Below are 26,548 nucleotides of genomic sequence, written 5' to 3'. Positions count from 1 at the left end.
GTGCTCACACCACGCGGCGGCCCTCGAACGCGCGACCGAGGGTGACCTCGTCGGCGTATTCGAGGTCGCCGCCCACGGGCAGGCCGGACGCGAGACGCGTCACCCGGATCTCGAGCGTGGTGAGCAGCCTGCTCAGGTAGGTCGCCGTCGCCTCGCCCTCCAGGTTCGGGTTGGTCGCGAGGATGACCTCCTGCACGCTCCCGTCGGCCAGTCGCTGCATCAGCTGCGTGATGCGCAGGTCGTCCGGCCCGACGCCCGCGATCGGGCTGATGGCACCGCCGAGGACGTGGTAGCGGCCGCGGAACTCCCGGGTGCGCTCGATCGCGGCCACGTCCTTGGCATCCTCGACCACGCAGATGAGCGCCTCGTTGCGGCGCGGATCGCGACAGATCGAGCAGCGGTCCTGCTCGGACACGTTGCCGCAGATCTCGCAGAAACGAACCTTCTCACGCACCTCGCCGAGCAGCTTCGACAGGTGCGACACGTCGAAGTTCGGCGTCTGGAGGATGTGGAACGCGATCCGCTGCGCGGACTTGGGGCCGATGCCGGGGAGGCGGCCGAACTCGTCGATCAGGTCCTGGACGATACCGTCGTACATCAGGCGAACCTCGTGGGTCGTTCGAAGGGCTCTTCACGCACGAAGCGCGCGCCGAGCACCTGCCGGATGACCGCCTCGCCGTACCGCTGGATGCCGGCGGGCGCGCTCAGCCGCACGGGCGGCACGGTCACCGCGGGCGCGGGCAGGTCGACCGGGTAGGTCTCCTCGTCAGCGGGGTCATCGGGCTCGGGCTCGAACGAGGGGGCGACCTCGGCGGACGGCAGCACCGCGCCCTCGCGAGCGGGTTCGAGGGTGAGCGTCCGCTGCGGGACGGCCGCGGCGGCGTCCTCGGGCTCGTCGTCCACCGGGAACTGCCCGGCGACCGGCGCCGTGATCCCCGGGCCCGAGGCGACCTCCGCGGGCGCATCGCTCGGGATGGTCGCGACCGCCCAGTCGGTGACCGGCGCGGATGACGAGGGCCGCTCCGGCTGTGCGGTGGCCGCGGGGGGCGTCGCTCGCGGCGCCGGAGGGGTCTCGCCGGATCCTCCGGAACCGCCCGCACCGCCGGGACCGCCGGGTTCGTCGTTGTCGTGACGTGCGATGTACTTCACGCGGATGCCGAGGACGCCCTGGATCGCCTGGCGCAGATCCTCACTGGGCCCGGCGCCCGCCGTGCGCTTCTTGAACGCCGCGACGTCGCCCTGGCTCTGGAACGACAGGGTCAGGATGTCGCCGTCGAGACCGGCGACCCGCGCAACGGTGGCGATCAACCACGACGAGCGGCTGATCGTCTCCAGTCGCGCCAGCACCTCCGGCCACGCGTCGCGCATGCGCTGCAGCGTCACGGGTCCCGCCGGCACCGCGGGTCCAGCCTCGGGCGCGGCCGGCTCCTGCGCGACCGCGGCGGGCGCGGGGGCGGGCGGGACGGGTGCAGGCACGGGGGCGGGCGCGGGCGCGGGGGCGGCGGGCTCCCGCACGGCCGCCGGCGCGGCGGGCTCCCGTACCTGCGCGGGTGCCGCCGGGGGAAGGGCGACCGCCGGCGCGGCCACGACGAGCGGCTCCGCCGGAGCCGCCGGAGCCGCCGGAGCCGCCGGCGCACCCTGCGCGAGGACGCGGGCGACCATCAGCTCGAGCTGAAGCCGGGGCGAGGTCGCGCCGGTCATCTCGTCCAGCGCGGCGATGACGGTGTCCGCGATGCGGGAGAGCCGCGCGGTGCCGATGGCGCCGGCCTGACGCGACATCCGCTCCAGGTCGTCCGCCGGGATGCCGCGCAGCACGGAACCGGCTCCCTGACCGGTCGCGGCGATGACGATGAGGTCACGGAGGCGCTCCAGCAGGTCCTCGATGAACCGGCGCGGGTCCTGTCCGGTCTGCACGACGCGATCGACCGCGGCGAACGCGGCGGCGGCGTCGTTCGCACCGAACGCCTCGACGACCTCGTCGAGCAGGGCGGCGTGGGTGTAGCCGAGCAGGGCCACGGCTCGTTCGTACCCCACGGCGGAGTCCTCGGATCCGGCGATCATCTGGTCGAGCAGCGACAGCGTGTCGCGCGGGGACCCGCCGCCGGCGCGCACGACGAGCGGCAGCACCCCCGGCTCGACCGAGACGCCCTCGGTCTCGCACAGCGTCTGGACGTACTCGAGCATCGCGGCGGGCGGAACCAGCCGGAAGGGATAGTGGTGGGTACGGGATCGGATCGTGCCGATCACCTTCTCCGGCTCGGTCGTCGCGAAGATGAACTTCACGTGCGCCGGGGGCTCCTCGACGAGTTTCAGCAGGGCGTTGAACCCCTGCGGGGTCACCATGTGCGCCTCGTCGAGGATGAAGATCTTGAACCGGTCCCGAGCCGGGGCGAAGATCGCCCGTTCGCGCAGATCGCGCGCGTCGTCGACGCCGTTGTGGCTCGCGGCGTCGATCTCGACGACATCGAGCGAACCGCCGCCGCCGCGTCCGAGCTCGACACAGCTGTCACAGGTACCGCACGGCGTGTCCGTGGGTCCCTGGGCGCAGTTCAGGCAGCGGGCGAGGATGCGTGCCGAGGTCGTCTTCCCGCAGCCGCGCGGACCGGAGAAGAGGTAGGCGTGTCCGATGCGGTCGCCGCGCAGGGCGGTCATGAGCGGATCGGTGACCTGCGACTGGCCGATCATCTCGCCGAACGATTCGGGTCGGTATCGGCGGTACAGGGCTGTTGTCACCCACCCAGCCTATGCGGTGCCCGCGACATCCGGTCAGCGGGCACCGCAGGGAGGGGTCAGGCGTCGACCGGCGCCTCCGGATCGTCCTCCGCTGCGCCGCCCGCGACCACCGGGATGGCCGAGGTGAGGGTGGGCACGGACACGGACAGGAGCGTGCCGTCCTCGCGCCGGGCGTCGGCGAACATGCGCAGCGACGGGCGGCCGGGGCGCACCGGCCCCTGCGAGGCGAGCGGCACGACGATCTCGTCGCCGGGAGCCACGGTGTACGAGACGCCGCGCACCGAGAACGACACGGGGCTGCCGTCCTCGTTCGCGGTCACGATCATCTCGGTGGCGCGCAGGCGGATCCGCAGGCGCGTGTCGTGCCAGGTGATCGGGTACGACAGTTCCGGCCAGTCCGCCGGCAGGCGCGGGTCGAAGGTCAGCGCCCCGTAGTGGTCGCGCATGCCTCCGAAGCCGCTGACCAGGGAGGTCCAGACGCCTCCCGCGGAGGCGACGTGGACGCCGTCCGCGGCGTTCTGGTGGAGGTCCGCGAGGTCGACGAACAGCGAATCGAGGAAGTAGTGGAGCGCGAGCTCCTGGTAGCCCACCTCGGCCGCGAGGATCGACTGCACGACGCCCGACAGGGTCGAGTCGCCCGTCGTCAGCGGATCGTAGTACTCGAAGTCGGCGAGCTTCTCCTCGTCCGTGAAGTGGTTGCCCTGCAGGAACAGTGCGAGCACGACATCCGCCTGCTTCAGCACCTGGTAGCGGTAGATCACCAGCGGGTGGAAGTGCAGGAGCAGCGGCCGCTGCTCATCGGGCGTGTTCTCCAGGTCCCACACCTCACGGTCGAGGAACACCTCGTCCTGCGGGTGGATGCCGAGCGAGGGGCTGTACGGGATGTGCATGGCCTCGGCGGCCTTCTCCCAGGCATCCGCCTCCTCCGGGTCGAACCCGAGGCGGTCGGACATGAGGCGGTACTCCTCCGGCGCCTCGAACTCCATCTCGCGCACCGTGCGGGCGGCGAAGCGCAGGTTGAAACGCGCCATCACGTTCGTGAACAGGTTGTCGTTGACCACGGTGGTGTACTCGTCCGGCCCGGTGACGCCGTGGATGTGGAACGAGTCCTCGCCGTCCTTCTCATCGCGCCAGAACCCGAGCGTCGTCCACAGCCGCGCCGTCTCCACGGCGATGTCGACGGCCTCGCGGTAGAGGAAGTCGACGTCCCCGGTGGCACGCACGTACTTCGCGAGCGCGAAGCTGACGTCGGCATTGATGTGGTACTGCGCCGTACCTGCCGCGTAGTAGGCCGAGGCCTCCTCGCCGTTGATGGTGCGCCACGGGAACAGCGCGCCGACCTCATTGAGCTGGAACGCCCGCCGGCGCGCGGCGGGAAGCATGTGCACCCGCATCCGCAGCGCGTTGCGGGCCCACTGCGGGGTCGTGTACGCGAGGAACGGGAGCACGTAGATCTCGGTGTCCCAGAAGTAGTGCCCGCTGTAGCCGGAACCCGAGACGCCCTTGGCCGGCACGCCCAGGCCGTCGGCACGAGCTGCGGCCTGCGCCAGCTGGAACAGGCACCAGCGGGTGGCCTGCTGGATGTCGTCGTGCCCGGCGATGCGCACGTCCGAGCGCTCCCAGAAGCCGTCGAGCCAGCGACGCTGCTTCTCGAACTGCACCGAGACGCCCTCGCTGCGGGCACGGTCGAGGGTGCGGCGGCAGCGGTCGATGAGCTCGGCCGTCGGCACGCCGCGGGACGAGTGGTAGCTGACGAGCTTGGTGAGGCGGATGGGCACGCCCGCCTCCGCCTGCACGCGGTACATGTTCTTCGCGATGTCCGGCTGGATGAGCGAGCGCATCGTGAACTCGTTGTCGGTGACGATGAGGTGGTCCGCGGCGACGGCCATCGTCATGCCGGACTCGGTCGCCTGATAGCTGAGGGCGGAGCGCTCACCCTCCTGCCAGTGCTCCCGGGGCTGCAGCACGCGCTCGCGCAGCTTCTCGATCTTGCGCGGGTCGAAACCGGCCTTCGCCTTGTGGGAGGGACGCCCGCCGTAGACGTCCTCGCCGTCCTGGCGGTTGATGATCTGGCAGCTGATCGCGACCGGGGCGTCGGCGTTGAGGACGGTCACCTCGAGGTTCATCACCGCGAGATGCTTCTCCTCGAACGACACCATGCGCTCGTAGGCGATGCGCACCTGCTTGCCGGACGGAGTCCGCCACAGCAGGTCGCGGCGGAGGACGCCGTCGCGCATGTCGAGGGTGCGCTCGTACTCGAGCAGGTCCGCGACGTCGAACGAGAGCGGCTCGTCGTCGACGTACACCCGCATGACCTGCGCGTCGGGCGCGTTGATGATCGTCTGACCGACCTCGGCGAACCCGTACGCCTGCTCGGCGTGCCGGATGGGGAACGTCTCGTGGAAGCCGTTGATGAAGGTGCCGTGCTCGTGCGCGAAGCGTCCCTCGGGCTGGTTGCCGCGAAGCCCCAGATACCCGTTGCCGACGGTGAACAACGTCTCGCTGACACCGGTCGTGTCGATGTCGAACCAGCGTTCGGTGAGACGCCAGGGGTCGACGGGGAACCGGTCTCGATCCATCATGGAGAACTGCCTTCCGCAGGGGATGTCAGGCGGGGTGTCGCGGTGGAGGGTGCGGGCGCGACGATCAGTCTACGAACGCGGCGAGGTCGTCGACGACCACATCGGCGCCGGCATCGACCAGAGCCGCCTCGCCGACTCCCCGGTCGACGCCGACGACGAGGGCGAACCCGCCGGCGGAGGCGGAGCGAACGCCGCTCAGGGCGTCCTCCACGGCGGCGCTGCGGGCGGGCTCCACCCCCAGCATCCGGGCCGCCTCGAGGAACACGTCGGGTGCGGGTTTCGAGGCCAGTCCGTCCCGTTCCGCGATGACCCCGTCCATGACGACGTCGAACCTGTCCCGGATGCCGGCGGCCGCCAGCACCTCCTCGGCGTTCTTCGAGCTGGAGACGACGGCGATGGGCACGCCCGCCGCCCGCAGCCGATCGACGAGGGCGAGGGATCCCGGGTAGGGGGCGATCCCCTCGGCGCGCAGCACGCGCGCGAACACCTCGTTCTTGCGGTTCCCGATGCCGCACACGGTGTCCGCCGTCGGCGGGTCGGCCGGCTCACCCCAGGGCACCTCCACGTCGCGGGAACGCAGCAGGCTGGCGACCCCGTCGTAGCGCTTCTTACCGTCGAGGTACTCGAAGTAGTCGGACTCCGTGTAGGGCGGGGTGATGCGCCATGCGCGGAAGAGATCCTCGAACATCGTCTGCCACGCGTGCATGTGCACTTCGGCGGTCGGGGTCAGGACCCCGTCGAGGTCGAAGAGGACCGCGTCGAAGCGTGCAAGGTCGGGCAGATCGGTCATGTGACCTCCAGTGGGAGCGGGTTCGGCCAGCGTACTGGCCGTGAGGGAAGCCGGCAGGAGCGTCCGGCGGGATCATCGGGCCGTGCCGTCACAGCGCGTCCACGACCTCCATGGTCTGTCGCGCGATCTCGAGCTCCTCGTTCGTGGGCACCACGAGCACCACGACCCGGGAGGCGTCGGTCGAGATCACCCGGATTCCCCGGGCGCGTGCCCGGTTCCGCTCGGGATCGATCTCGACGCCGGCGAACCCCAGGGTCTCCAGGGCACCGGCACGCACGCGGGGGGAGTTCTCGCCCACTCCGGCGGTGAAGGAGATCACGTCCACCCCGCCCAGCTGCGCCAGGTAGGCACCGGCGTAGGCGCGCAGCCGGTGCAGGTACACCTCCATGGCGAGGGTCGCATCGGGATCGCCGTCGTCGACACGCTGCACGATGTCGCGCATGTCGGACACTCCGGCGAGTCCCCGCAGGCCGCTGCGCTTGTTGAGCATGTCGTCGAGATCGTCTATCGACAGATGCGCGCGCCGGGCGAGCTGGATGAGGACGGCGGGATCGATGTCCCCCGATCGCGTCCCCATCACGAGTCCCTCCAGCGGAGTCAGTCCCATCGACGTCTCCACCGAGCGTCCGCCGTCGATGGCGGTGACCGAGGCGCCGTTGCCGAGATGGAAGACGATCTGGGTGAGGTCCTGGAGGGGGCGGTCAAGGTAGCGCGCCGCGGCCTCGCTGACGAACTTGTGCGAGGTGCCGTGGAAGCCGTACCGGCGGATGCGGTGGGCTTCGGCCAGGCGCCGGTCGATGGCGTACGTGTAGGCGGCCGGCGGCAGCGTCTGGTGGAAGGCCGTGTCGAACACCGCGACGTGCGCGAGGTCGGGGAAGGCTGCCTCGGCCGCCCGGATGCCCTGCAGCGCGCCCGGATTGTGCAGCGGCGCCAGCGCCGACAGCTCGTCGATGTTGATCTCCACGAGCGGCGTGATGAGGGTCGGTTCGAAGAACCGTGCGCCACCGTGCACGACGCGGTGGCCGACCGCGACGGGTGGAACCTCGCTCAACGAGGGGCCGTACGTGCGGAATGCGTCCAGCATCTGGCGGAAGCCCTCGGTGTGGTCCGGGATGGCGACGTCCCGCGAGTACTCCGCATCCGTCGCGGCGGGTCCCACCCCGCTGAAGGTGACGGTGTGCCTGATCCGCCCGGACTCCTCGCCGATACGCTCCACGAGCCCGGAGGCGAGCACGCGCTCGTCCTCCGTCTCCAGTAGCTGGTACTTGAACGACGATGAACCGCTGTTGACGACGAGTACGACGCTCATGCGGAGGCCTCTTCCTGCGCCTGGATCGCGGTGATCGCGATCGTGTTCACGATGTCGTCGACCAGTGCGCCGCGGGAGAGGTCGTTGATCGGCTTGTTGAGTCCCTGCAGCACCGGGCCGATCGCGATGGCGCCGGCCGAGCGCTGCACGGCCTTGTAGGTGTTGTTCCCGGTGTTCAGATCGGGGAACACGAACACCGTCGCCCGCCCGGCGACGGCCGAGTCCGGCATCTTCTGGGATGCCACCGCCGCGTCGGCCGCCGCGTCGTACTGGATCGGGCCCTCCACCGGCAGCCGGGGGGCGCGTTCCCGCACGAGCGCGGTCGCCTCCCGGACCTTCTCGACCCCGGCCCCGGAACCGGATTCGCCGGTCGAATAAGACAGCATCGCCACGCGCGGTTCGATTCCGAAGGCGGCCGCGGTGGCCGCGGACGAGATGGCGATGTCGGCCAGCTGGGGCGCCGTGGGATCCGGGATGACGGCGCAGTCGCCGTAGACCAGCACCCGATCGGCGAGCGCCATCAGGAAGACGCTCGAGACGACGGACACCCCGGGCCGGGTCTTGATGATCTCGAAGGCCGGCCGGATGGTGTGGGCCGTGGTGTGCGCCGCCCCGGAGACCATCCCGTCGGCGAGCCCCAGGTGCACCATCATCGTCCCGAAGTAGGACGGGTCCGTGACCGTGTCGGCGGCGCGGTCGAGCGTCATCCCCTTGTGCGCCCGCAGCCGCGTGTACTCCTCGGCGAAGCGGGCGACGAGTTCCGGCTCGAAGGGACTGACGATCTGCGTGCCGGCGATGTCGATGCCGAGTTCCCGTGCCCGGCCGCGCACGGCCTCCTCGTCACCGAGGATGACCACGTCGGCGATGCCGAGGGTCAGCACCGTCGCCGCGGCGCGCAGCACGCGGTCGTCCTCACCCTCCGGCAGCACGATCCTGCGACGGTCCCCGCGGGCCCGCTCCATGAGCCGGTAGGCGAACATGATCGGGGTGATGACCGTCGGCTGGGCAAGCCCCAGCAGCCGGGTGAGCTCGTCCGCGTCGACGTGCATCTCGAACAGCGCCCTGGCCGTGTCGTACCGGCGCTGCGAATCCGCGGCGAGACGTCCGCGCGTGCTCATGATGCGCACGGCGGTGTCGTACGTGCCGCGGTCCGTGGCGACGATCGGCAGCGTCGAGCCGAGTCCGTCGATGAGACGGTCGATGTCCTCCGGGAGCGGGAACGGACCGTTCAGGACGATGCCCGCGAGCGAGGGGAAGGTGCCGGACGAGTGCGCGAGGAGCGTCGCCAGGAGCACCTCGGTGCGGTCGGCCGGGATCACCACGACCGAGCTCTCGGTGAGGCGCGGGAGCACGTTCACCATCGACATGCCGGCGACGACGACCCCGTAGACCTCGCGGGTGAGCAGTTCCGGGTCGCCCTTGACGAGCACCCCGTCCACCGAACGCAGGACGCCCCGCATCGAGGGGGCCACGAGGAGGCGGTCCTCGGGAAGGGCCCACACCGGCGCGTCCCGGGCGGGCGTGTGCTCCAGCGAGACCCGGATCTCCGAGATCGTGGCCTCCAGTGCGTCCGCATCGACGCGGTTCGCCACGATCCCCAGCAGTTCCGCACGCGCGGTGCGCAGTTCGAGCAGCGCGAGGGTCGCGATCTGACCCATCTCCTCGGGCGTGCGCGGGTCGCTCATCCCGAGCTGCTCACTCCGCGTGTGCTGCGACCTCCCGCCCAGCACGAGCAGCACCGGCACGCCGAGGTTCGCGGCGATGCGGGCGTTGTATCCGAGCTCGGCCGGGCTGCCCACATCCGTGTAGTCGCTGCCGATGATGACCACCGCGTCGCAGCGCGCCTCGACGGCTTTGAATCGCTCGACGATCCGCGCGAGCGCCGCTTCCGGGTCGGCGTGGACGTCGTCGTAGGTGACGCCGATGCAGTCCTCGTAGGACAGATCCACGCCGTCGTGCTCCAGGAGCATCTCCAGCACGTAGTCGCGCTCCACGGTGGAGCGCGCGATCGGCCGGAACACCCCGACCCGCGCCGCGGCATGGCTGAGGGCCTCGAGCACCCCCAGGGCGACCGTGGACTTACCCGAATTGCCTTCGGCGGACGTGATCATGATGCTGTGCGCCACCGGAACAGCCTAAGTCGCGGCGGCGCGCCCGGCCAGGCGTGCGCGTGTCACGTCTGGCGCCGGATGAACCGCATGAGCCAGGCGATCACCGCGAGCACCAGGATCACGATGCCCACCCAGACGAGGAACTTCACCGCCTGCACGAACACCCCGAGCAGGATCAGCACGATTCCGACGATGATGAGGATGACTGCGAGTCCGACCATGCGCTCATGCTGGCCGACGCGGGAGGCGGGCCGCCACGGGTTGACACCGGCGCGGCCGATCCGCCAGGGAGGGTTCCGCTCGGACCGGGGAAAATGCGGTGCCACCGGGGAAAAGAAAGACTCTCCGCGAACCCGGCAGAGCCCGGTTACCCTTGCTACGTTTCCGTCCTGGGGGAATTGGCCTGGATGCCGCCTCGCGGAGAGCTGTACCGAGTCTAAACCCCCGCGGCGTCCACGGCGAATCCCCGGCCCCGACGCGTGTTTCCGAGGATACGATCGAAGAGGTTCGCCGTACCGCCGCCGACACGGAAGGCCAGGCATGACCGACACCCGACCGGATGCCGCGCTGCGCACCGATGCGCAGATGAACGCGGAGTCCTTCGCCGAGCTGACCGGCGCCGTCGCCGATGCCGTCTCGACGGTCATCGACGGGAAGCCCGCGGCCGTCCGCGCGGCGCTCGTCGCCCTGCTGGCCGAGGGCCACCTGCTCATCGAGGACGTCCCGGGCGTCGGCAAGACCATGCTCGCGCGTGCCCTCGCCGCCTCGATCCACGGCACCGTCCGCCGCATCCAGTTCACCCCCGACCTACTCCCGGGAGACGTCACCGGCGTGTCGGTGTTCGACCCGGTCGCCCGCGAGTTCGAGTTCAAACCGGGCGCGGTGTTCGCGCACGTGGTCATCGCCGACGAGATCAACCGCTCCTCGCCCAAGACGCAGTCCGCCCTGCTCGAGGCGATGGAGGAGCGCCAGGTCACCGTCGACGGTCACTCGCACCCGCTGCCGGCGCCGTTCCTCGTCGTGGCCACGCAGAACCCGCTGGACATGGAGGGCACGTACGCGCTGCCCGAGGCGCAGCGCGATCGTTTCATGATGCGCATCTCGATGGGGTATCCGGATGCGGCCGCCGAGACCCTGATGCTGCGTCAGCGGGAGACGGAGAACCCGCTCCAGAAGATCCGCCCGGTCCTGACCGCCCAGCGCGTGCTCGACCTCATCGCCTGGGCCCGCCGCATCCACGTCTCGCCCGCCGTCGAGGAGTACGCGGTGGGGCTCGCCCACGCGACCCGCGTGCACGCCGACCTGCGCCTCGGCGCGAGTCCCCGGGCCACGCTGCAACTGGTGCGCGCCGCGAAGGTGTGGGCGGCGCTCGACGGACGTTCCTTCGTGATCCCCGACGACATCGCCTCCCTCGTCGTCCCGGTGTTCGCCCATCGCCTCATCCCCAACCGCGTCAGCGGAGCCCGCGCGGACGCGCACAGCGTCCCGGCGATCCTGGAGCGGATCGTCGGGTCCGTGCGCGTGCCCCTGGCTGCGCGCCCCTGAGCCCATGCGCCGGGTACGACTGCTCACCAATCGGGGCACCGGCGCGCTCGTGCTGGCCCTCGGCTGCTTCGCCGTGGCCAATCAGCTGGGGCTCGTGGAACTGATCTGGTTCGGGCTGCTCATGCTCGCCCTCGTGATCGGATCGGTGCTGGCGGTCGTGGCCGGCCGGGGTCGCGCCGACGTCACCCGCACGGTGTCCCCCAGCGTGCCCGAGGCCGGCACCGACCTCTCCGTCTCGGTGCACGTCGTCATGCGCAGCACCCTCCCGGCGATGGGCGGACGCTGGCACGACGACCTCCCGCGCGCCGTCACAGGCACGGCGTACGGAACGTTCCCCGCCGTCGCCTCCGGCTTCAGCCGGGCGGACCGGACCGCGGAACTGACCTACCGTGCCGTCCCGCGACAGCGCGGGGTGCACTGGCTGGGCCCACTGGAGGTCACCAGCACCGACCCGTTCGGCATCGCCCGACGCACGGTCTCCCTCGGGGAACTCACGCGTCTCGTGGTCACCCCTGCCACGGTCGAGCTGCCGACGCTCTCCGGGATGTCCGGAAGGTCGGGGGGGACCGTTCCCTCCCCCGCCAATCGTCTCGGCCAGGGCACCGACGACATCGTCGCCCGGCCGTGGGCCCCGGGCGACTCGATGCGCCGCATCCACTGGCGCGCCTCCGCCCACCGCGACGAACTGATGGTCCGGCAGGAGGAGCAGGAGACCGCCCCGGAGGCCGTGATCGTGCTCGATCGCGGCGCGATGCGCTGGAGCCCCGGTGCGCTGGAACGGACCGGGGCCGATGCCGCCTTCGAGACCGCGGTGACCCTGTGCGCCTCGGCCGTCGTCCGTCTCGTGCAGGACGGCTACGCCGTGGAGGTCATCGACGCCGACGGGACGCCCCTGTGCGCGCGGATCGACGCGACCGACGCCGGCGCCCTCGAGGACGCCATGTTCGCCCTCGCCACGGTCACCGCCCGGCCCGACGACCGGCTCCTCGCCCTCATCGACGTCTTCTCGGGGACGACGACGGGCCCGCTCGTGGTCGTCACCGGCCACCTCGGGCGGCGGGATGCGGAGGCGCTCGCGGTCGTCGCGCACCACAGCTCCTTCCCGATGCTCCTGTCGGCCTCCCCCGAACCGGACGCCCTCGAGGCGGCGGGCGGCTGGGCGACCGCGCGCCTGCGCGATGATGCGGCGGGAGCCTGGCGAGCGGCGGGCGCCTGGAGGTCCGGCGATGCCGCGGCCTGAGCGGTTGCGCCGGCGCGGCGCGGCGGCGCTGGCGGCGGGGATCCTGCTCTCCCTGACGGCGGCGATGATGCCGGTGACGCGCGTCATCGAACCCGGCGGCTGGGTGCCCGGAGCCCTGACCCTCGCGACGGTGATGCTGGCCACGGGCGCGCTGCTGCGCCGGGCGCGGGTCCCGGCGGTGGGGGTCTCGCTGGTCGAGTCCGCGCTGTTCGTGCTCGTGATCACCGTCGCGTTCTTCCGCGACACCGCCTGGTTCGGCGTCATCCCGACACCGGGCACCCTCCGGGCGGTCCCGGTCCTCCTCACGGATGCCGTCCAGCAGATGGCCACGGGCGCCGCGCCCCTGCCTGCATCCGACGCGCTGTCGTTCTTCGTGGTGGCGAGCGTCGGAGTGCTCACCCTCGTGCTGGATCATGTCGTGGTCACGACCCGGCTGCCGTTGCTGGGCGCCGTCGCCCTCGTCGCGGTCGCCCTCGTCCCCACCATCGCGGTTCCGGCACCCATGGACGTCGGCGCGTTCGTCGTGCTCGGGATCGGCATCCTCTTCCTGCTCCGCACCGATACCCGCGCGCGGCACGCCGGGTCGTCGCGGCGACCCTCGACCGCCTCCGCCACGGGGGTGGCGATCGGTGCGGTGGCGGTGATCGTGGCGGTGGTGCTCACGCCGCTCCTCCCGGCCCCGGAGAGCCGGGCGGACCCGATCGCCGCGGGCAGTTCCGGGATCAACCCCACGCTGCGCCTGGGCGACGATCTGCGGCGCCCGAACCCGGTCGAGGTGCTGCGCGTGCGCACGACCGCGTCCACCGCACCGTACCTGCGCGCGGTGACGCTGTCCGCCTTCGCCGGCGAGGTATGGCGGCCGGACGAGCAGCGTCCGGAGCCGGTCGGCAGCGGAGAGGGATTCGGGCCCGTGCCCGCGGGGGCGGATGTGGCGCGCGCGGAGCAGGTCACCCGCATCGACATCGAGCGGCTCTCCAGCACCTACCTGCCCCTCCCCTATCCCGCGACGGACATCGGCGGGCTCCGCGGCGACTGGGGGCTGATCGCCGAGAACCGGACGGTCGTGGCGCTGCAGGCGAACACCTCGGGTCAGGGCTACGAGGTGCTCACGGAGGAGCCCCGTCCGACCCTGGAGCAGATCCGCGGCGCCCGGGCGCGCGGCGCGGCGGTCGCTCCCGATTACGTGCAGCTGCCGGTCGTGACGCCCGACCTCATCGGGCAGCTCGCCCGCGAGGTCACCGCCGACGCGCGGACCGACTACGACGCGGTGACGGCACTGCAGCGCTGGTTCCGCTCTTCGGCGTTCTCCTACTCGCTCGATGCGCCCGTCGAGGAGGGCTTCGACGGGGCGGGGGTCGACGCGGTGGAGCGGTTCCTCGTCGAACGCACCGGGTACTGCGTGCACTTCGCCTCGGCCTTCGCCGTCATGGCGCGCTCCCTCGACATCCCCACCCGGGTGGTGATCGGCTACCTGCCCGGCGCGGACACGCCCGAGCTCGTGGACGATCAGGTGGTCTATTCGGTGACGAGCGATCTGCTCCACGCGTGGCCGGAGGTGTACTTCGAGGGCATCGGCTGGGTGGGGTTCGAGCCGACGAACAGCCTGGGGTCACCGCCGACGTTCTCGAGCGGGGCCACCACGCCCGGCAGCGCCGCCGACCAGGAGCTCGGGCTGACGCCCGAGCAGAGCGCAGCCCCCTCCGCCGGACCGTCCGAGCGACCGGATCTGCCGGGTGCGACCGAGTCCGGCGCGGCGCAGGACGATCAGGCGTCCCCCACCGCGGTACCGGGCCTGGTCGGCCTGGCCATCGTCGCGCTGCTGGGCGCCCCCGGGGTGGTTCGCGCGGCGTGGCGGCGACGGCAGCTGACGGCGGCGGGCGGCGGCGATGAGCGGGCCGCATGGCGGGTCGTGCAGGACACCGCTATCGACCTCGGCATCCCGGTCCCCGCGAGCGAGTCACCGCGGTCGTTCGGCGCGCGGCTCGTCGCGGCGCACGGCGCCCCGCCGGGTGCGGTGGACGCCCTCGTCACCGCCGTCGAGCACGCCAGCTACGCGCCGGCCGGGTCGGCACGGAGCGGGGCGGCGCGGGACGGTACGCTCGCTTCCGCAGTGGATGCCGTCCGGGGCGCGCTCCGCGCCGGAACGCCCCTCGGCCGCCGCCTCCTGGCTGTGCTCGTACCCCGTTCGCTGGTCGTCCGGCCCGGCAGCGCGACCGCCGGTGCAAGGGAGCCCTCCGGAGCAAGGTAGGATGGTCCGCGGCCCTCCGGGGCCGAGGAGGATTCGCCTAGTGGCCTATGGCGCACGCTTGGAAAGCGTGTTGAGTGAAAGCTCTCAGGGGTTCGAATCCCCTATCCTCCGCAGAAGAGTTTGAGGCCGCGCCCGAAGGGTGCGGCCTCAAACTCTTTATCGGGCACAGCGATGAGAACCCTTGGGTGGGCCCACGCCGCCGAGGCTCCGCGCGGCGCGCAGCGGCGGGTGGAGAAGCGGTGGGGGCGAATCCCCTATCCTCATTTCTTCCCGCGAGACTGCATAGCAACCACGAGACTGCGCGTGGTTACGTCCGTCTCGTAGTTGGCGTGCAGTCTCGCGGGAGAAAACACGGCCCGAAGGGGATCATCATCCTCACCGGCCGATGCCAACTCGGCCGCCCGTGCGGATGATGGGATCGACGGGAGGTCAGCGTGAGCGCGCAGATGATCGAGATCGTCGTCCAGGGCACGCTCGGCGAAGCCCTCGGCACGGCCATCGGTAACTTCCGCGTCGCCCGGGTCGAGAACGGCCGCACCCACCTCATCGGCCCCGTCCCGGACCAGGCGCGACTGCAGGGCATCCTCACACAGCTGAGCAGCCTCAACATCCCGCTGATCTCGGTGAATCCGCTCAACTGATCGCGACGCACTGCCTTCGATGGCGGACCGGCAGTACACCGCCGCGCGCAGAGCGCCCGACACGACACCGAGGCCTACAACAGATCCGTGGTGGGCACCGCGCGGACCTCGCCCAGCGACGAGATCGCCCGGGCCAAGGCACTCCTCGATGCGGGTGCCATCACCGCAACGGACTACGAGTCGTTGAAGGTACGCGCCCTGTCGACCGCGTGACGAGTGTCCGGGCGTGGTGGGGACGGCGCCACCCCGTCCCGTCTGGCGGCCGGCACCGAAGAGGAGGATCATGACCGTCACATCGCGCTCACGTCACCGAGAAACCGACCACGGACGAGGGGAGGCGGCGCGTCGAGATGACCAGTCGCACAGCGTCCGCCCGCGCCGCTCGCGTCGACCGTCCCGCACTGCGGGAACGCCTCGACGAGGCGTTGTCCGTTCGCCTGACGACGGTGATCGCCCCCGCAGGCTCCGGCAAGACGACGCTGCTCGCGCAATGGGTGGCATCCCACCCCGAGACACCGTGCGCCCGACTCGACGCGGATGACGCGGACAACGACCCGGTCCGGTTCGCGACCCGGATGCTGGACACCCTGTCCGTCGTCGAACCGATCTCGGACGGGACCCGCACCCTCATCCGCTTGCACGCCAACGGGCTCGGCACGGCACTCATCGACGCACTCGGTGACGAACTCCGCCGTTTCCCGGAGTGCGTGTTCATCATCGACGATCTGCACCGCATCACCAGTCGTGTTCTGCTGACGGACCTCGCCCGAGTGCTGAGGATCCTGCCGGCCCACGTCCATGTCATCCTCTCCAGCCGGGTGGACCCGCCGTTGCCGCGGGGACGCTCCCGCGCCGACGACGCGCTCCTCGAGTTCCGGCAGGCGGATCTCGCGCTCACTGTCGCAGAGGCCACCCAGCTGCTCAGCGGGATCACGGGCGTGGCGTTCTCCTCCGGTCAGATCGGCGCCCTGGTGAAACGCACGGAGGGCTGGGCGGCAGGGCTGCAGCTCGCCGCCGTGACGCTCCGGCATCGCGACGATCCGGATGAGTTCATCGCGCAGTTCAACGGCACCGACCGGCTGATCGTCGACTACCTGACCGAGGAGACCCTGCAGATCCAGACCCCGCGCCGCCGGCGAGCGCTGCTGCGGATGTCGATACTCGACCGTATGAGTGCGGGGCTGGTGAACGTCGTGATCGGCCGGGACGACGCGCAGCTTCTCCTGGAGGAGCTGGAACGCGAGTCCATGTTTCTCGTCCCGCTCGACACGACGCGGAGCGAGTATCGATTCCACCCGCTCTTCCAGGACATGCTCCGGTACCGGTTGCGTGCCGCGGATCCCGCCCTCGAGGTCGAGCTCCTGCACCGAGCCGCGACATGGCATCTGGACCGCGACGAGGTGCACGCGGCCGTCGAGTACCTGCTGCGCGCGAAGGACTGGGCGCAGGTCATCGATGTGGTCACGACGAGGATGACGGAGGTCTACGAACGCGGCGAGATGCTCACCGTCATCAACTGGATCGAGAGCATTCCGGAGGCGGTCCGCGCGGACCGTCTGGATGCCTGGCTGCTGCTCGGGATGTTGTGGGGGATGGCGGGTCAGACCGCGAAGTCCGAGGACATCCTCGGTCGGCTGCTGTCGGAACCGCGATCGACTGCGGGGCAACGCAAGATCGCCACGACTTACCTCAGCGCGAAGGTGTACTTCGCGGGGCACCCCGAAGTCTCCGTCGTCGCGGCGGAGCGGGCCATCGGGCTTCTCGCAGAGGACGACGGTTCGCCGGTCCCGAACCTGCTGAACGTGACCGATCCGCGGCTTCTGGAGACGCTCACGCTGCTGTCCGGTGCGCGCGCCCACTTCCTGGCCGGGAACCGTGACGAGTCCGCGCGCTGGGCGGCCCGTACGCTGTCCTCGCGCGGGAGCTCCTACCCGCTCTACCGGGTGGGCGCGCTCGGCACCCGCGCATTGATAGACGCCTGGGCGGGGCGGATGCGGGACGCCCGGTTATCCGCCCACGAGGCGCTCACCCTCGCCCGGGAGGTCGGTCGCCCGTTCCATCCGGTCGTCGCCGACGCGTATCTCGCCCTGGCGCAGATCGCGCTGGAACAGGCTCAGCCGCGGCACGCGGCGCTTCCCCTCCGCGAGGCGATCGTCCGGTCCGCGTCGAACAGGCGGGATCAACTGATGTGGATCACGCGCCTGCAGTCCGCCGAGTTGAGCCTCGGACACCCGTTCGAGGAGGATCCCGCCCCCGCCGAGGGCTTCGCGGAAGAGGCAGCGACCTGTCCGCCGCCGATCGTCGCGCGGCGGCTGGGCGCCCTGCGCGCACGTCGCCTACGGCTCCGTGCCGCGCCGGACGCCGCCGCACGCGAACTGTCGCGGGACTGCCTGCTCGATCCGGCCGTCTTCTTCGAGGCGGTGGCGGCGGCCCTCGCAGCGGGGCACCGTGCCCGCGCCCGGGCGCTGCTCGCCGATGCTCTCCCTCCCTCCGCCGCCGCACCCCTGGAGGGTGTGCAGCGCCGGATCCTCGCCGCGTGGCTCGCCGCAGCGGACGGGGACACCGCCGCCTGCCACCACCGGCTCGCGGAGGCCTTCGACCTCGCCGAACCGGAGGGACTGGTGGATGTGTTCATCCGCGCAGGAGGCACTGTCCTGGCTCTGGTCGCGGGGCACACCCGCAGTCACGATGGCCTCCGGCGCAGCATTCTGGATCGGGCCCGCGACGCACATATGCCCCTGCCAGCGACCGATCTACTCGCCCCGCTCACCGACCGCGAGCTGCAGATCCTCACCTACCTGCCCAGCCGGTACAAGAACTCGGAGCTCGCCGACCTGTGCTTCGTGTCTCTCAGCACGATCAAGACACACCTGGCCAACATCTATCGGAAGCTGGACGCGACGACCCGGGATGCGGCGATCGCCCGCGCGCACGAAGTCGGACTGCTCTGACCCGCCACCCGCGGCGGTGCGGTTACAGCGCGTCCGTGCGCGGGCTCGATGCGGCAGCGCCCGTGACCCGCAGGAACACGATCAGCCAGGCGAACACCAGGAGGAAAGCGACGAGCTCCACCGCGGTGAGCGTGTAGTACCCAGTGAGGAAGCACCCGGCGAGCACGACGATCACCGCGGCGAAGACGTAGCCCAGCAGCGCGAACGGGTGCGAGATCCCGGGGATGAGTCGTCGGATGCCGAGCACCAGCGCGAGGAAGACGATCACCGTTCCCGTCGCGGACAGGTTGTGCAGGGCGAGGAACTCGTCCACTGGGAAGATCCCGACGCAGGCGAGAAGTACTCCGATGAGCGTGAGGCCCACGAGCAGGAATCGTCGGTGACGCGCCTCACGAACCGCACCCGCGGGGCGGTGCGCAGTGCCGACGTGCGCGATCGTGGTGACGATCACGCCGGCCACGACGAGCGTGAGGTTGAATGCCCTCGCCGAGATGTCGTCAGAGATGCCGAGGGCGCTGAGGTTCTGCTGCCACCACAGTGGATCGGATGCGGTGAGCATGCTCGCGAACACGCCGCACACGAGGAACACGACGAGGACCAGCGAGAGTTGCACCGGCGCGAGCGCGACCGCCGAGAGGAAGACGGCGTAGGAGGTGACGGCGAGGCCGGCCGCCGAGACAACCGCCGCGGCGAACGGATAGAGGGATGCTCCGATGAAACTCCGCTCGAAGAGGCTCGCGAGACTGAGCCAGGCCAGCAGCGCGATGATGCCGTGCGCGAACGCGAGCGCCGCGACGTCGAACCATCGGGGCTGCGCGTCGTACCCGCCTGGCCGAGCACGTACGACACCGGACGCCGCCGACCTCCGGCGAACGAGCACCCGGGCCGACACGTAGCCGGCAGCCGAGACCACGAACGACGACAGCGCAACGAACTGGCCGGCCGACCCGGGACCGGCGATCGCCACTTCACCCCCGCGGAATAGCAGGATGGCGATGATCCAGGCGATGACGAACACCGGTGCCGAGACGAGCAGCGCCGACGATTCGACCGCGCCCGCTGTCGAGATCGGCTGGCGCACCAGCTGCCGGAACGAGACCGCGGAAGCCATCGGAATCCCCCTTCGCTCATCCCCGGATCGGAACGTCCGCGTCTTCGGGTACGAGCACGATCGGACGTTGCACGACTTCCAGGACGGCGAGCGCGATCGCGGCGATCACGAGCGACCAGATCGTCAGTGCGGGAGTCAGCGGACGGACGAACAGCACCACCGCCGCGAACACCACCGCGATCGCGACGCGCACGGCGGAGCGCTGCGCGTAGAGCCACTCGCCGACACGTCCGGTCGACAAGCCGCGTTCCTCGGCAGCACCTCGGATGCGTGCCGCTCCGGCACTGAAGAGTCCGCGGAGTCGGCGCGGCACGTCGAACGGGCCGGCGAGCCATCCCACCAGAGCCACGACGACCGCGAGTACCAGCACCGCAACGGCCGTCGCGCGGATCCCCGTCGCCACGGCTTCGTAGAGCCGCCCCGCCACGTCCGCGGGCAGCATGGCGGGGTCCATCGCGTCGGCGAAGAGGATCCGGCCGACGGCCAGTGCGGCGATCGTCACGGCCATCGACAGCGCCAGCGCGACCGCCGCACAGATCAGGGCCGTCGCGCGCCGTCGCGCGACCAGCACACCGGCGGTGAGCATGGCGATCACGATCCACGGCAACCAGTCGCCGGCCCACACCGTGAGGCCGTAAGCCATCTGCACGTTGGGCAGCGCCTCCGATCGAGCTACGACGATCGTGCGATCCACGGTCGGGATCCCGGCGGCGATGTCGATGCCCTGGGCGATGAGCGCCTCCTTGACGGCGACCACGATCGGTCCCAGCTGGATGCCCACCGTGCCGTCGCCGCCCAATCGGACGGCGGATCCAGGATCGTTCTGCAGCGCGGCCAGGAGCTGGGTGTGGCTGACCCGCAGAGCCGAGGCCCAGACATCCGCGAATGAATCGGAGGTCACGAAGTTCGACACTCCGGATTCGACGAGCGACAGCAGCCCGGATGCGGCGGGGCCCTTCAGCAGGTTGAGCGCCTCGCTGGCGCGTGGACCGGTGCCGAGGTCGGTGATGCCGTCGATCACGTCCGAGGTGATCTGGCGGATGTCCAGCTGCTGGGTGATGACCAGCATCGTCTGGTCGGTGACGAAGCGCTGGACGGCGGGGTCCTGCGCGAGTGGCGCATAACTCGACACGAAGCCCTCGGTGTCGGTGAGTACCGCTTTCGCCCACGCGGACACTGCCGCGACGGGCGCGAGGATCGCGCCCACCACGATCAGAACGGTGGCCAGCAGCGTCCAGGCCCACCACCGCGCCCGGCGCCTCGCGGCCGGGTGAGCAGCACCGTCGGGACCGGTGACCCCCGGCGCGTCGTTCACCTGCGCCCGAAGGGCCGTGTTCTCGGCTTCCAGCATCTCGATACGTCGCAACAGCGCCGCGTCTCCCTGCTCAGCCATCGGGCCCTCGATCATTCGCCCCGGGCGGACCTCACCCAGTCCGCGTTTCTGGAACATAGCGTCGCTCCACATCCGCGCACTCGTCCTCCGCGGCTGATTTATGTGGCCGCGGCGATGAGACGCCCCGACGCGACGGCCTCACCGAAGGCGGCGTGATCGAGCGCGTTCCGATCCGCGTACGACACCGCGAAGCGCCCCAGCGCACGGTCGAACACCTCTCCGGCCCCGAGATAGCCGGCGATCGCGACCCGGTCTCCCCCGCGGGCATGTGCCCGGGCGAGGGTTTCACCGCACACCCGCGCGTACAGCATCATGCCGGCGAAAGGCATCCGCTCGACCTCGGCAGAACCTTTGCCGTCCTGCAACTGCCGGAAGTAGAAGTCGCGATCGACACCGTCGATTCCCTTCACGCTCCGCCAGCCGAGGAACATGTCGCTCGCCGCCTGCATCAGCTGCTGACCGCGCACGACTCGCTCGCCCTGGTTCGCGTACGCGCTCGCTTCGAGGAAGGGTTCGAGCACGGAGGTCTGGGCCTCTTTGGCCTGCAGGATCAGCGGGTCGGTGTCGTCTCTGCCGCGGAGCAGGACCACCCAGGCCCGGGTACCCACGCTTCCGACGCCGACCACCTTGCGGGCCATGTCGACGTACTCGTACTCGCTCACCGGATGCGACCGGCTCGGCAGGGTCTTGCGGTACTCGCCCAGCAGCTTCCGCATGCGCGCCTCTGTCTGCTCCCGGCCCTCCCCCGCCGGCAGCAGGTCGGACAACGGGACGACGAGCGGCGGCGCTGCCTTGATACGCAGCCGGCCATCGACCACCTCTGCGAGCTTGCTCAGGGCATTCAGGTGCCCCCGCGATCGCGCCTTCGCCAGCGCCTGCTCGGTTCGTCCCACCTGTTGCTTCGCCACCCGTTCAGCGTGTCGCTCGCGACGCACCAGGGCCTGAACCTGCTCGGAATCCAGCCGATCGTGCCAGGAGTACAGCACCGGGGATCCCGCGGCGGTCCGCATCCGTTCCCGATACCCGCGCGCTGCGGCCCGGATGACGGCCGTGCGCTCGTTCCTCGAGAAGCCCCGGCCGCGCGCGGCGACCTCGAAGCTCGCGACGAGTCGTTTGAGGTCCCATTCCCAGGGTCCTGGCAATGTCTCGTCGAAGTCGTTGATATCGAAGATCAGGTTGCGCTCCGGTGTCGCGAATATCCCGAAGTTCGACAGGTGGGCGTCGCCGCACAGCTGCACAGTGATCCCGGACGTGGGAGTGTCCGCCAGGTCCGCGGCCATGATGGCGGCGGCACCCCGGAAGAAAGCGAACGGGGACGCGAGCATCCGCGCGTACCGGATGGGCAGGAGTTCCGGCAATCGTGACTCCCCCTGGCGCTCGAGCATCGCAACCGGATCCTCCCTCGCGGAGCCCGCGGCCCAGGTGCCGTGCGACGAGCGCGGAACGCGCGCGCGTGCCGCCCGGCCGGCCTCGGACCGCTGTCGGAACTCGGCGCGCGCGGTCGGAACCGAATTCTTCTTACTCATGTTCGTCGCACCCGCTCACTCGCTGACCGGATCCTCGCGCCCGCCGCCGTCCCGCACATCGTCCTTCGGGGATGAGGTGCGCGGGGGGGGCGCGTCCGTACCATGCGGACAGTCGGCGCATGGCTGCGTCCGAGGAGGCCACGATGAGGGGAGCAGGAGTACCCCGCGGCGCCCTCGTTCTCGTCAGCCTTGCCGCGCTGACGGTCACGGCGCGCGGTATCAGCGCCATGCTGCCGGACTACACGGCGCAGTTCGACCGGATCGGTGCCGGCATCGCCGCGTGGCTCGGATCGATCGGCATCGGTGCCGCCCAGATCGAGTCTGTGGCCGGGATCGACCCTCGGAACGTGCTCTCCGCCGTCTCCGATGCGCTCGGTGGTGTGTTCCCCCTCTCGGTCGCCCTGATCATCGTGCTCACGATGATGATCCTGATGTCGGCGGATGCCGCGTATGTCCCCACGATCATGCGCCCGCTGAACCCGCGGCAGCCCGATCTGGCCGAAGCCCTCGGTCGCTACGCGGGGAACGTGCGGCGCTACCTGGTGGCCACGACCGTCCTCGGGGTCGCACAGGGGACGCTCAACGCCCTCGTGCTGTGGGTGCGGGGAGTTCCGGCGGCGTTGCTGCGGGAGCTGCTCGCGTTCCTCGCGGTCCCCGCGACCCTGCTCGGCAAGGCTGTGCTCGTCCATGCCGACGAGCAGGCGCGGGCGTGGGCGACCGCGTTCGGGCCGGATGCGGTCACCCGCCGGATGAGGCGGTCCGCGGACCGGCAGCGGATGCTCCCACCCCGCTCGGCTCCGACCGAACATCACTCCCCGCCGGAGGAGGGCGACTGTGTCGACGATGCGTGAGGAGTCGTCGGCCTGGCGTTCTCCGTACTGGGTCGTGCTGGGTCTCGTCGTCGTCTCGTACGGCGCCTGCGCGGCGCAGCTGACACCGGATCCCGGATCTATCGCGCTTCTCGTGCAGCTGCTGACGATCGCGGTCGCCTTCCGGGCCGCCCGGATGCCGCCGAGGATCCAGCACGTCACCTGGATGGTCACCGGGTTCGCCGGGTTGGTCGTCATCGCGGGGGCGCTGCTCGGGCTCCGGGGCGCGGGGCTCGACCTCGCCCTCTCCGCGGCATCGATGGTCGCGTACGTATCCGCGCCGGTCGCCATCCTCCTGGATCAGGTCCGTCGACCGCTGTCGAACGCATCCGCGCTGCTCGCCGTCGTCTCCGCCTACCTGATGGTGGGTATGGTGTTCACCTTCGCGTACAACCTGTTCGCGCTCGTGTCCCCCGTGCCGACCTTCGGTGAGGACCACGTCGATTCACTGTCGAACCAGCTGTTCTTCTCGTTCACCACACTCACCACCACGGGCTTCGGCAACCTCGTCCCGGTCTCGCCTGCCGTGCAGAGCGTCGCCATCTTGGAGGCGATCACCGGCCAGCTCTTCCTGCTGATCGGCGTCGCGCGCATCCTCAACCTCCACCTCACCCGGACCGTGGAGCCGGTCCCCCGCGAAGGGCGGAACCGATGAAGAAGTGGTCGGTCGTGATCATCCTGGGCTCGGCCCAGTTCGTGATGGTGCTCGATGGCACCGTGATGAACGTGTCGATTTCCACCGTCGTCGAGGACCTCGATACGAGCGTCGCCGCCATGCAGGGCGCCATCACCTTCTACACGCTCACGATGGCGGCGGCCATGCTGCTCGGCGCGAAGCTCGGCGACATCTGGGGGCGGCGGCGCGCATTCGTCATCGGGTCCTGTGTGTACGCGGTCGGCTCACTGGTGACCGCGTACAGCCCGAACATCCAGTTCCTGTTCCTGGGGTGGTCGCTGATCGAGGGCGTCGGCGCCGTCCTCGTGATCCCCGCCATCGCTGCCCTCGTCGCGGACAACTACACCGGCAGCGCGCGCATCACGGCGTACGCGATCATCGGCGCCGTCTCGGGCGCGGCGGTCGCCGCCGGCCCCCTGATCGGTGGATTCGTGACGACCTACTTCAGCTGGCGGTACGTCTTCGTCGCCGAGGTGGTCATCATGGCGGTGGTCGTGCTGTTCTCCCGACGTCTGACGGATGCGACCCCCCGTCAGCACGTGCGCATCGATCTCCTGAGCGTCGCGCTGTCCGCGGTCGGGCTGGTGTTCGTCGTCTTCGGAATGCTGCAGAGCAAGACCTGGGGATGGGTGATCCCCCTGCTCTCCCCCACGATCGGCGAGGTGGAGATCGCACCGCTCGGCATCTCACTCACGGCGTGGCTGGTGGTCGCGGGAGGGGTGCTGATCGTGGCGTTCGTCCGGCGACAGATGTTCCTCGCACGAGAGCGCCGCTCGCCTCTCGTGCACGTGGAGATGTTCAGCATCCGGCAGCTGCGCAGCGGGCTATCCGTCCTCGGTGCGCAGTACGCCATCACCGCGGGCCTGTTCTTCGCCCTCCCGGTGTACCTGCAGATGACACTCGGGATGGATGCGCTCGAGACCGGCGTGCGGATCTTCCCCCTCTCGACATCGCTCATCCTGTTCTCGGTGGTGGGCACGCGGCTATCCACGCTATGGTCTCCGCGCCGCATCGTGCGGGCCGGGCAGTTGCTCCTCGTGTTCAGTTCGGTGCTGCTGCTCGGCGCCGCCACGGCGGATCTGCGCGGTGCCCTGTTCGCGGTCGGGATGTTCTCGGCCGGGGCTGCACTCGGACTTCTCGCCTCGCAGCTCGGCAACGTCAACATGTCGAGCGTCACCGAGAAGGAGACGAGCGAAGTGGGCGGGCTTCAGGGCGTGTTCCAGAACCTCGGATCGTCGCTCGGCACCGCGCTCATCGGGTCGATCCTGATCGGGGCGCTCGCCACGTCGTTCGCGGGCGGTGTGGCGGCGAGTGAGCTTCCCGCTCCCGCTCGGTCGCTCATCGGCGAGGCGACCCAACAGGGCGTGGCGATCGTCCCCGCGGCGGATGTCGACGAGTTGGCTCGCGCCGGAGGTCTGACCGACGCGGAAGCGGAGTCGCTCGCTTCGATCTACCTCGATTCCCAGCTGTCCTCCCTGCGCGTGGCATTGTTCGGACTGATCGTGATCTCACTGGTGGCGCTGCTCTTCTCCCGCGGCATCCCCTCGAAGAAGCCGTACCGGGTGCGCACCCCCGAGGCGGAACACCCGCCCGCGCCCGGGGCGACGCGGCGGTCTCGCTGACCCCCGCCACGCACGGACCCGTCATCCGCGTGGCGGCGCGGTGACCAGTTCTCCCGCACGCCAGACCGCGGCCGTCAGCGGCACGCCGGGGCGGTAGGCGAGGTGGGAGGCCGCGGGCGCCGCGAGCACCTGCAGGTCGGCGCGCCCGCCGACCGCGATCATCCCCACCGCATCCGGGCTGTCGGACAGACCGAGCGCGAGGGCGCCGCCACGCGTCGCCGACCAGACGGCCTCCTCGACCGTCATCCCCATCTGCAGCACGGCCGTGGCGACGCAGAACGGGAGGGAGGTCGTGTAGGAGCTGCCCGGGTTGCAGTTGCTCGCGATCGCGACCGTCGCGCCGGCATCGATCAGCGCCCGCGCCGGTGCGAACGGTTGCCGGGTGGATACGTCGCAGGCGGGCAGCACGGTGGCCACGGTCCCGGATGCGGCGAGCGCGTCGATGTCGCGGGAGGTGAGCGCGTTGCAGTGATCGACGCTCGCGGCGCCGAGCTCCACGGCGAGCGCGACCCCGCCACCGTGGCCGAGCTGGTTCCCGTGCACCCGGAGCCCGAGCCCGGCACGCCTGCCCGCCTCCAGCACCTCCCGCGACTGCTCGACGTCGAAGGCCCCGTGTTCGCAGAAGACGTCGATGAACCGGACCCAGGGCAGCACCGCCTGGAGCATCGGCCCGGTCACGAGATCCAGGTACGCGCGGGGATCCATGCCGTCCGGCACGACGTGGGCGCCGAGGAACGTGACGACGTCCGCCGACTCCGCGGCGAGCCGGGCGGCCTGTGCCTCCGCGTCGACATCGAGACCGTACCCGGTCTTCGTCTCGAGGAAGGTGGTGCCCTGCCGCAGCGCTTCCCCGCGCAGCCGCCGGAGATTCGCCCTGAGCTCCGCCTCGCTCGCACCGCGCGTGGCGCGCACCGTGGCCGCGATGCCGCTCGCGGCGTAGGGATGCCCGGCCATGCGGGCCTCGAACTCAGCGGAGCGGTCCCCGGCGAACACGAGGTGGGTGTGCGCGTCGACCCACCCGGGCAGCACCGCCGCACCACCGACCGAGATCGCGGTGTCCGCGGCGGGCGCGTCCGCAGCGGATCCGATCCAGGCGATCCTGGCGCCCTCGATCACGAGCGCCGCATCCGTCGCGCGCGGTGCGCCGGGGAGGTTCGTCGTCAGCTCGCCGATGTCGGTGATCAGGGTGGTCGCGGTCATG

At 70.7% G+C, this 26,548-nt stretch carries 20 protein-coding genes, 1 tRNA gene and 1 other RNA gene; 10 read left to right on the top strand and 12 right to left on the bottom strand.

Going from position 1 to position 26,548, the window contains the following annotated elements; genetic code table 11:
- Positions 1-4: 4 nt before the first annotated feature.
- The 8 genes from recR to ffs form a co-directional block, all read right to left on the bottom strand.
- Entirely contained in the window at positions 5-598 is a 594-nt protein-coding gene (gene recR / locus F6J84_RS03715) for a recombination mediator RecR (RefSeq protein WP_150894673.1), read from the bottom strand.
- Positions 598-2,733: a DNA polymerase III subunit gamma and tau gene (locus F6J84_RS03710; RefSeq protein WP_150971488.1), complete on the bottom strand. Its 2,136-nt coding sequence runs from the start codon at positions 2,731-2,733 to the stop codon at positions 598-600. Before F6J84_RS03710 ends, recR begins: the two co-directional genes overlap by 1 nt.
- Before the next feature lie 56 nt (positions 2,734-2,789).
- Complete coding sequence (locus tag F6J84_RS03705) at positions 2,790-5,315, bottom strand: glycoside hydrolase family 65 protein (protein ID WP_150971486.1); 2,526 nt, start codon at positions 5,313-5,315, stop codon at positions 2,790-2,792.
- Positions 5,316-5,379: 64 nt separating this feature from the next.
- A complete protein-coding gene (locus F6J84_RS03700; protein WP_150971484.1) occupies positions 5,380-6,105 on the bottom strand; it encodes an HAD family hydrolase in 726 nt (241 codons plus the stop codon).
- 88 nt (positions 6,106-6,193) lie between these two features.
- The gene (locus F6J84_RS03695; protein ID WP_150971482.1) at positions 6,194-7,414 is read right to left on the bottom strand and encodes an acetate/propionate family kinase; all 1,221 of its coding nucleotides are present in this window, start codon (positions 7,412-7,414) and stop codon (positions 6,194-6,196) included.
- Positions 7,411-9,540: a phosphate acetyltransferase gene (pta, locus tag F6J84_RS03690; RefSeq protein WP_150971480.1), complete on the bottom strand. Its 2,130-nt coding sequence runs from the start codon at positions 9,538-9,540 to the stop codon at positions 7,411-7,413. Before pta ends, F6J84_RS03695 begins: the two co-directional genes overlap by 4 nt.
- Before the next feature lie 47 nt (positions 9,541-9,587).
- Positions 9,588-9,746: a hypothetical protein gene (locus tag F6J84_RS15425; protein WP_191621877.1), complete on the bottom strand. Its 159-nt coding sequence runs from the start codon at positions 9,744-9,746 to the stop codon at positions 9,588-9,590.
- Positions 9,747-9,858: 112 nt separating this feature from the next.
- Positions 9,859-9,955, bottom strand: an RNA gene (gene ffs / locus F6J84_RS03685) — signal recognition particle sRNA small type.
- A 110-nt stretch (positions 9,956-10,065) separates the two neighbouring features.
- Here ffs and F6J84_RS03680 point away from each other — a divergent pair.
- The 7 genes from F6J84_RS03680 to F6J84_RS03655 all read left to right on the top strand — a co-directional run bounded on the left by F6J84_RS03680 (position 10,066) and on the right by F6J84_RS03655 (position 18,150).
- Positions 10,066-11,070, top strand: a complete 1,005-nt coding sequence (locus F6J84_RS03680; RefSeq protein WP_150971478.1) for an AAA family ATPase — start codon at positions 10,066-10,068, stop codon at positions 11,068-11,070.
- A 4-nt stretch (positions 11,071-11,074) separates the two neighbouring features.
- Positions 11,075-12,310: a DUF58 domain-containing protein gene (locus F6J84_RS03675; RefSeq protein ID WP_150971476.1), complete on the top strand. Its 1,236-nt coding sequence runs from the start codon at positions 11,075-11,077 to the stop codon at positions 12,308-12,310.
- Positions 12,297-14,558, top strand: a complete 2,262-nt coding sequence (locus F6J84_RS03670) for a transglutaminase TgpA family protein (protein WP_150971474.1) — start codon at positions 12,297-12,299, stop codon at positions 14,556-14,558. The genes F6J84_RS03675 and F6J84_RS03670 overlap by 14 nt, the downstream gene beginning before the upstream one ends.
- Positions 14,559-14,584: 26 nt before the next feature.
- Positions 14,585-14,669: transfer RNA gene (locus F6J84_RS03665), tRNA-Ser, on the top strand.
- A gap of 323 nt (positions 14,670-14,992) precedes the next feature.
- On the top strand, positions 14,993-15,199 hold the full coding sequence (locus tag F6J84_RS03660; RefSeq protein ID WP_150971473.1) for a hypothetical protein: 207 nt from the start codon (positions 14,993-14,995) through the stop codon (positions 15,197-15,199).
- An 87-nt stretch (positions 15,200-15,286) separates the two neighbouring features.
- A complete protein-coding gene (locus tag F6J84_RS15745; protein ID WP_275094021.1) occupies positions 15,287-15,412 on the top strand; it encodes a hypothetical protein in 126 nt (41 codons plus the stop codon).
- A gap of 137 nt (positions 15,413-15,549) precedes the next feature.
- Complete coding sequence (locus F6J84_RS03655) at positions 15,550-18,150, top strand: winged helix-turn-helix domain-containing protein (protein ID WP_150971471.1); 2,601 nt, start codon at positions 15,550-15,552, stop codon at positions 18,148-18,150.
- A gap of 22 nt (positions 18,151-18,172) precedes the next feature.
- Here F6J84_RS03655 and F6J84_RS03650 read toward each other — a convergent pair whose 3' ends face one another.
- From F6J84_RS03650 to F6J84_RS03640, 3 genes are all read right to left on the bottom strand, one after another.
- Positions 18,173-19,261, bottom strand: coding sequence for a hypothetical protein (locus F6J84_RS03650; RefSeq protein WP_150971469.1), 1,089 nt, complete (start codon positions 19,259-19,261; stop codon positions 18,173-18,175).
- A 16-nt stretch (positions 19,262-19,277) separates the two neighbouring features.
- The gene (locus tag F6J84_RS03645) at positions 19,278-20,654 is read right to left on the bottom strand and encodes a hypothetical protein (protein WP_150971467.1); all 1,377 of its coding nucleotides are present in this window, start codon (positions 20,652-20,654) and stop codon (positions 19,278-19,280) included.
- Between the two features lie 98 nt (positions 20,655-20,752).
- A complete protein-coding gene (locus F6J84_RS03640) occupies positions 20,753-22,180 on the bottom strand; it encodes a DUF2252 domain-containing protein (RefSeq protein ID WP_150971465.1) in 1,428 nt (475 codons plus the stop codon).
- A 119-nt stretch (positions 22,181-22,299) separates the two neighbouring features.
- On the opposite strand from F6J84_RS03640, the gene F6J84_RS03635 reads away from it, so the two are divergent.
- The 3 genes from F6J84_RS03635 to F6J84_RS03625 are packed head-to-tail and all read left to right on the top strand — an operon-like array spanning position 22,300 to position 25,347.
- Positions 22,300-23,031, top strand: a complete 732-nt coding sequence (locus F6J84_RS03635) for an AI-2E family transporter (protein ID WP_191905740.1) — start codon at positions 22,300-22,302, stop codon at positions 23,029-23,031.
- Positions 23,024-23,704 carry an ion channel gene (locus tag F6J84_RS03630; protein WP_238702650.1) on the top strand — a complete coding sequence of 227 codons (681 nt, stop codon included), beginning with the start codon at positions 23,024-23,026 and terminating at the stop codon, positions 23,702-23,704. The genes F6J84_RS03635 and F6J84_RS03630 overlap by 8 nt, the downstream gene beginning before the upstream one ends.
- Complete coding sequence (locus tag F6J84_RS03625; protein ID WP_150971459.1) at positions 23,701-25,347, top strand: MFS transporter; 1,647 nt, start codon at positions 23,701-23,703, stop codon at positions 25,345-25,347. The genes F6J84_RS03630 and F6J84_RS03625 overlap by 4 nt, the downstream gene beginning before the upstream one ends.
- Positions 25,348-25,368: 21 nt before the next feature.
- On the opposite strand, the gene hutI is transcribed toward F6J84_RS03625, so the two are convergent.
- Positions 25,369-26,547, bottom strand: a complete 1,179-nt coding sequence (hutI, locus tag F6J84_RS03620; RefSeq protein ID WP_150971457.1) for an imidazolonepropionase — start codon at positions 26,545-26,547, stop codon at positions 25,369-25,371.
- Position 26,548: the final 1 nt, after the last annotated feature.

Origin of the sequence: Microbacterium caowuchunii (assembly GCF_008727755.1) — a bacterium.
Classification (GTDB): domain Bacteria; phylum Actinomycetota; class Actinomycetes; order Actinomycetales; family Microbacteriaceae; genus Microbacterium; species Microbacterium caowuchunii.
This window is presented reverse-complemented; position numbering and strand designations above follow the sequence as displayed.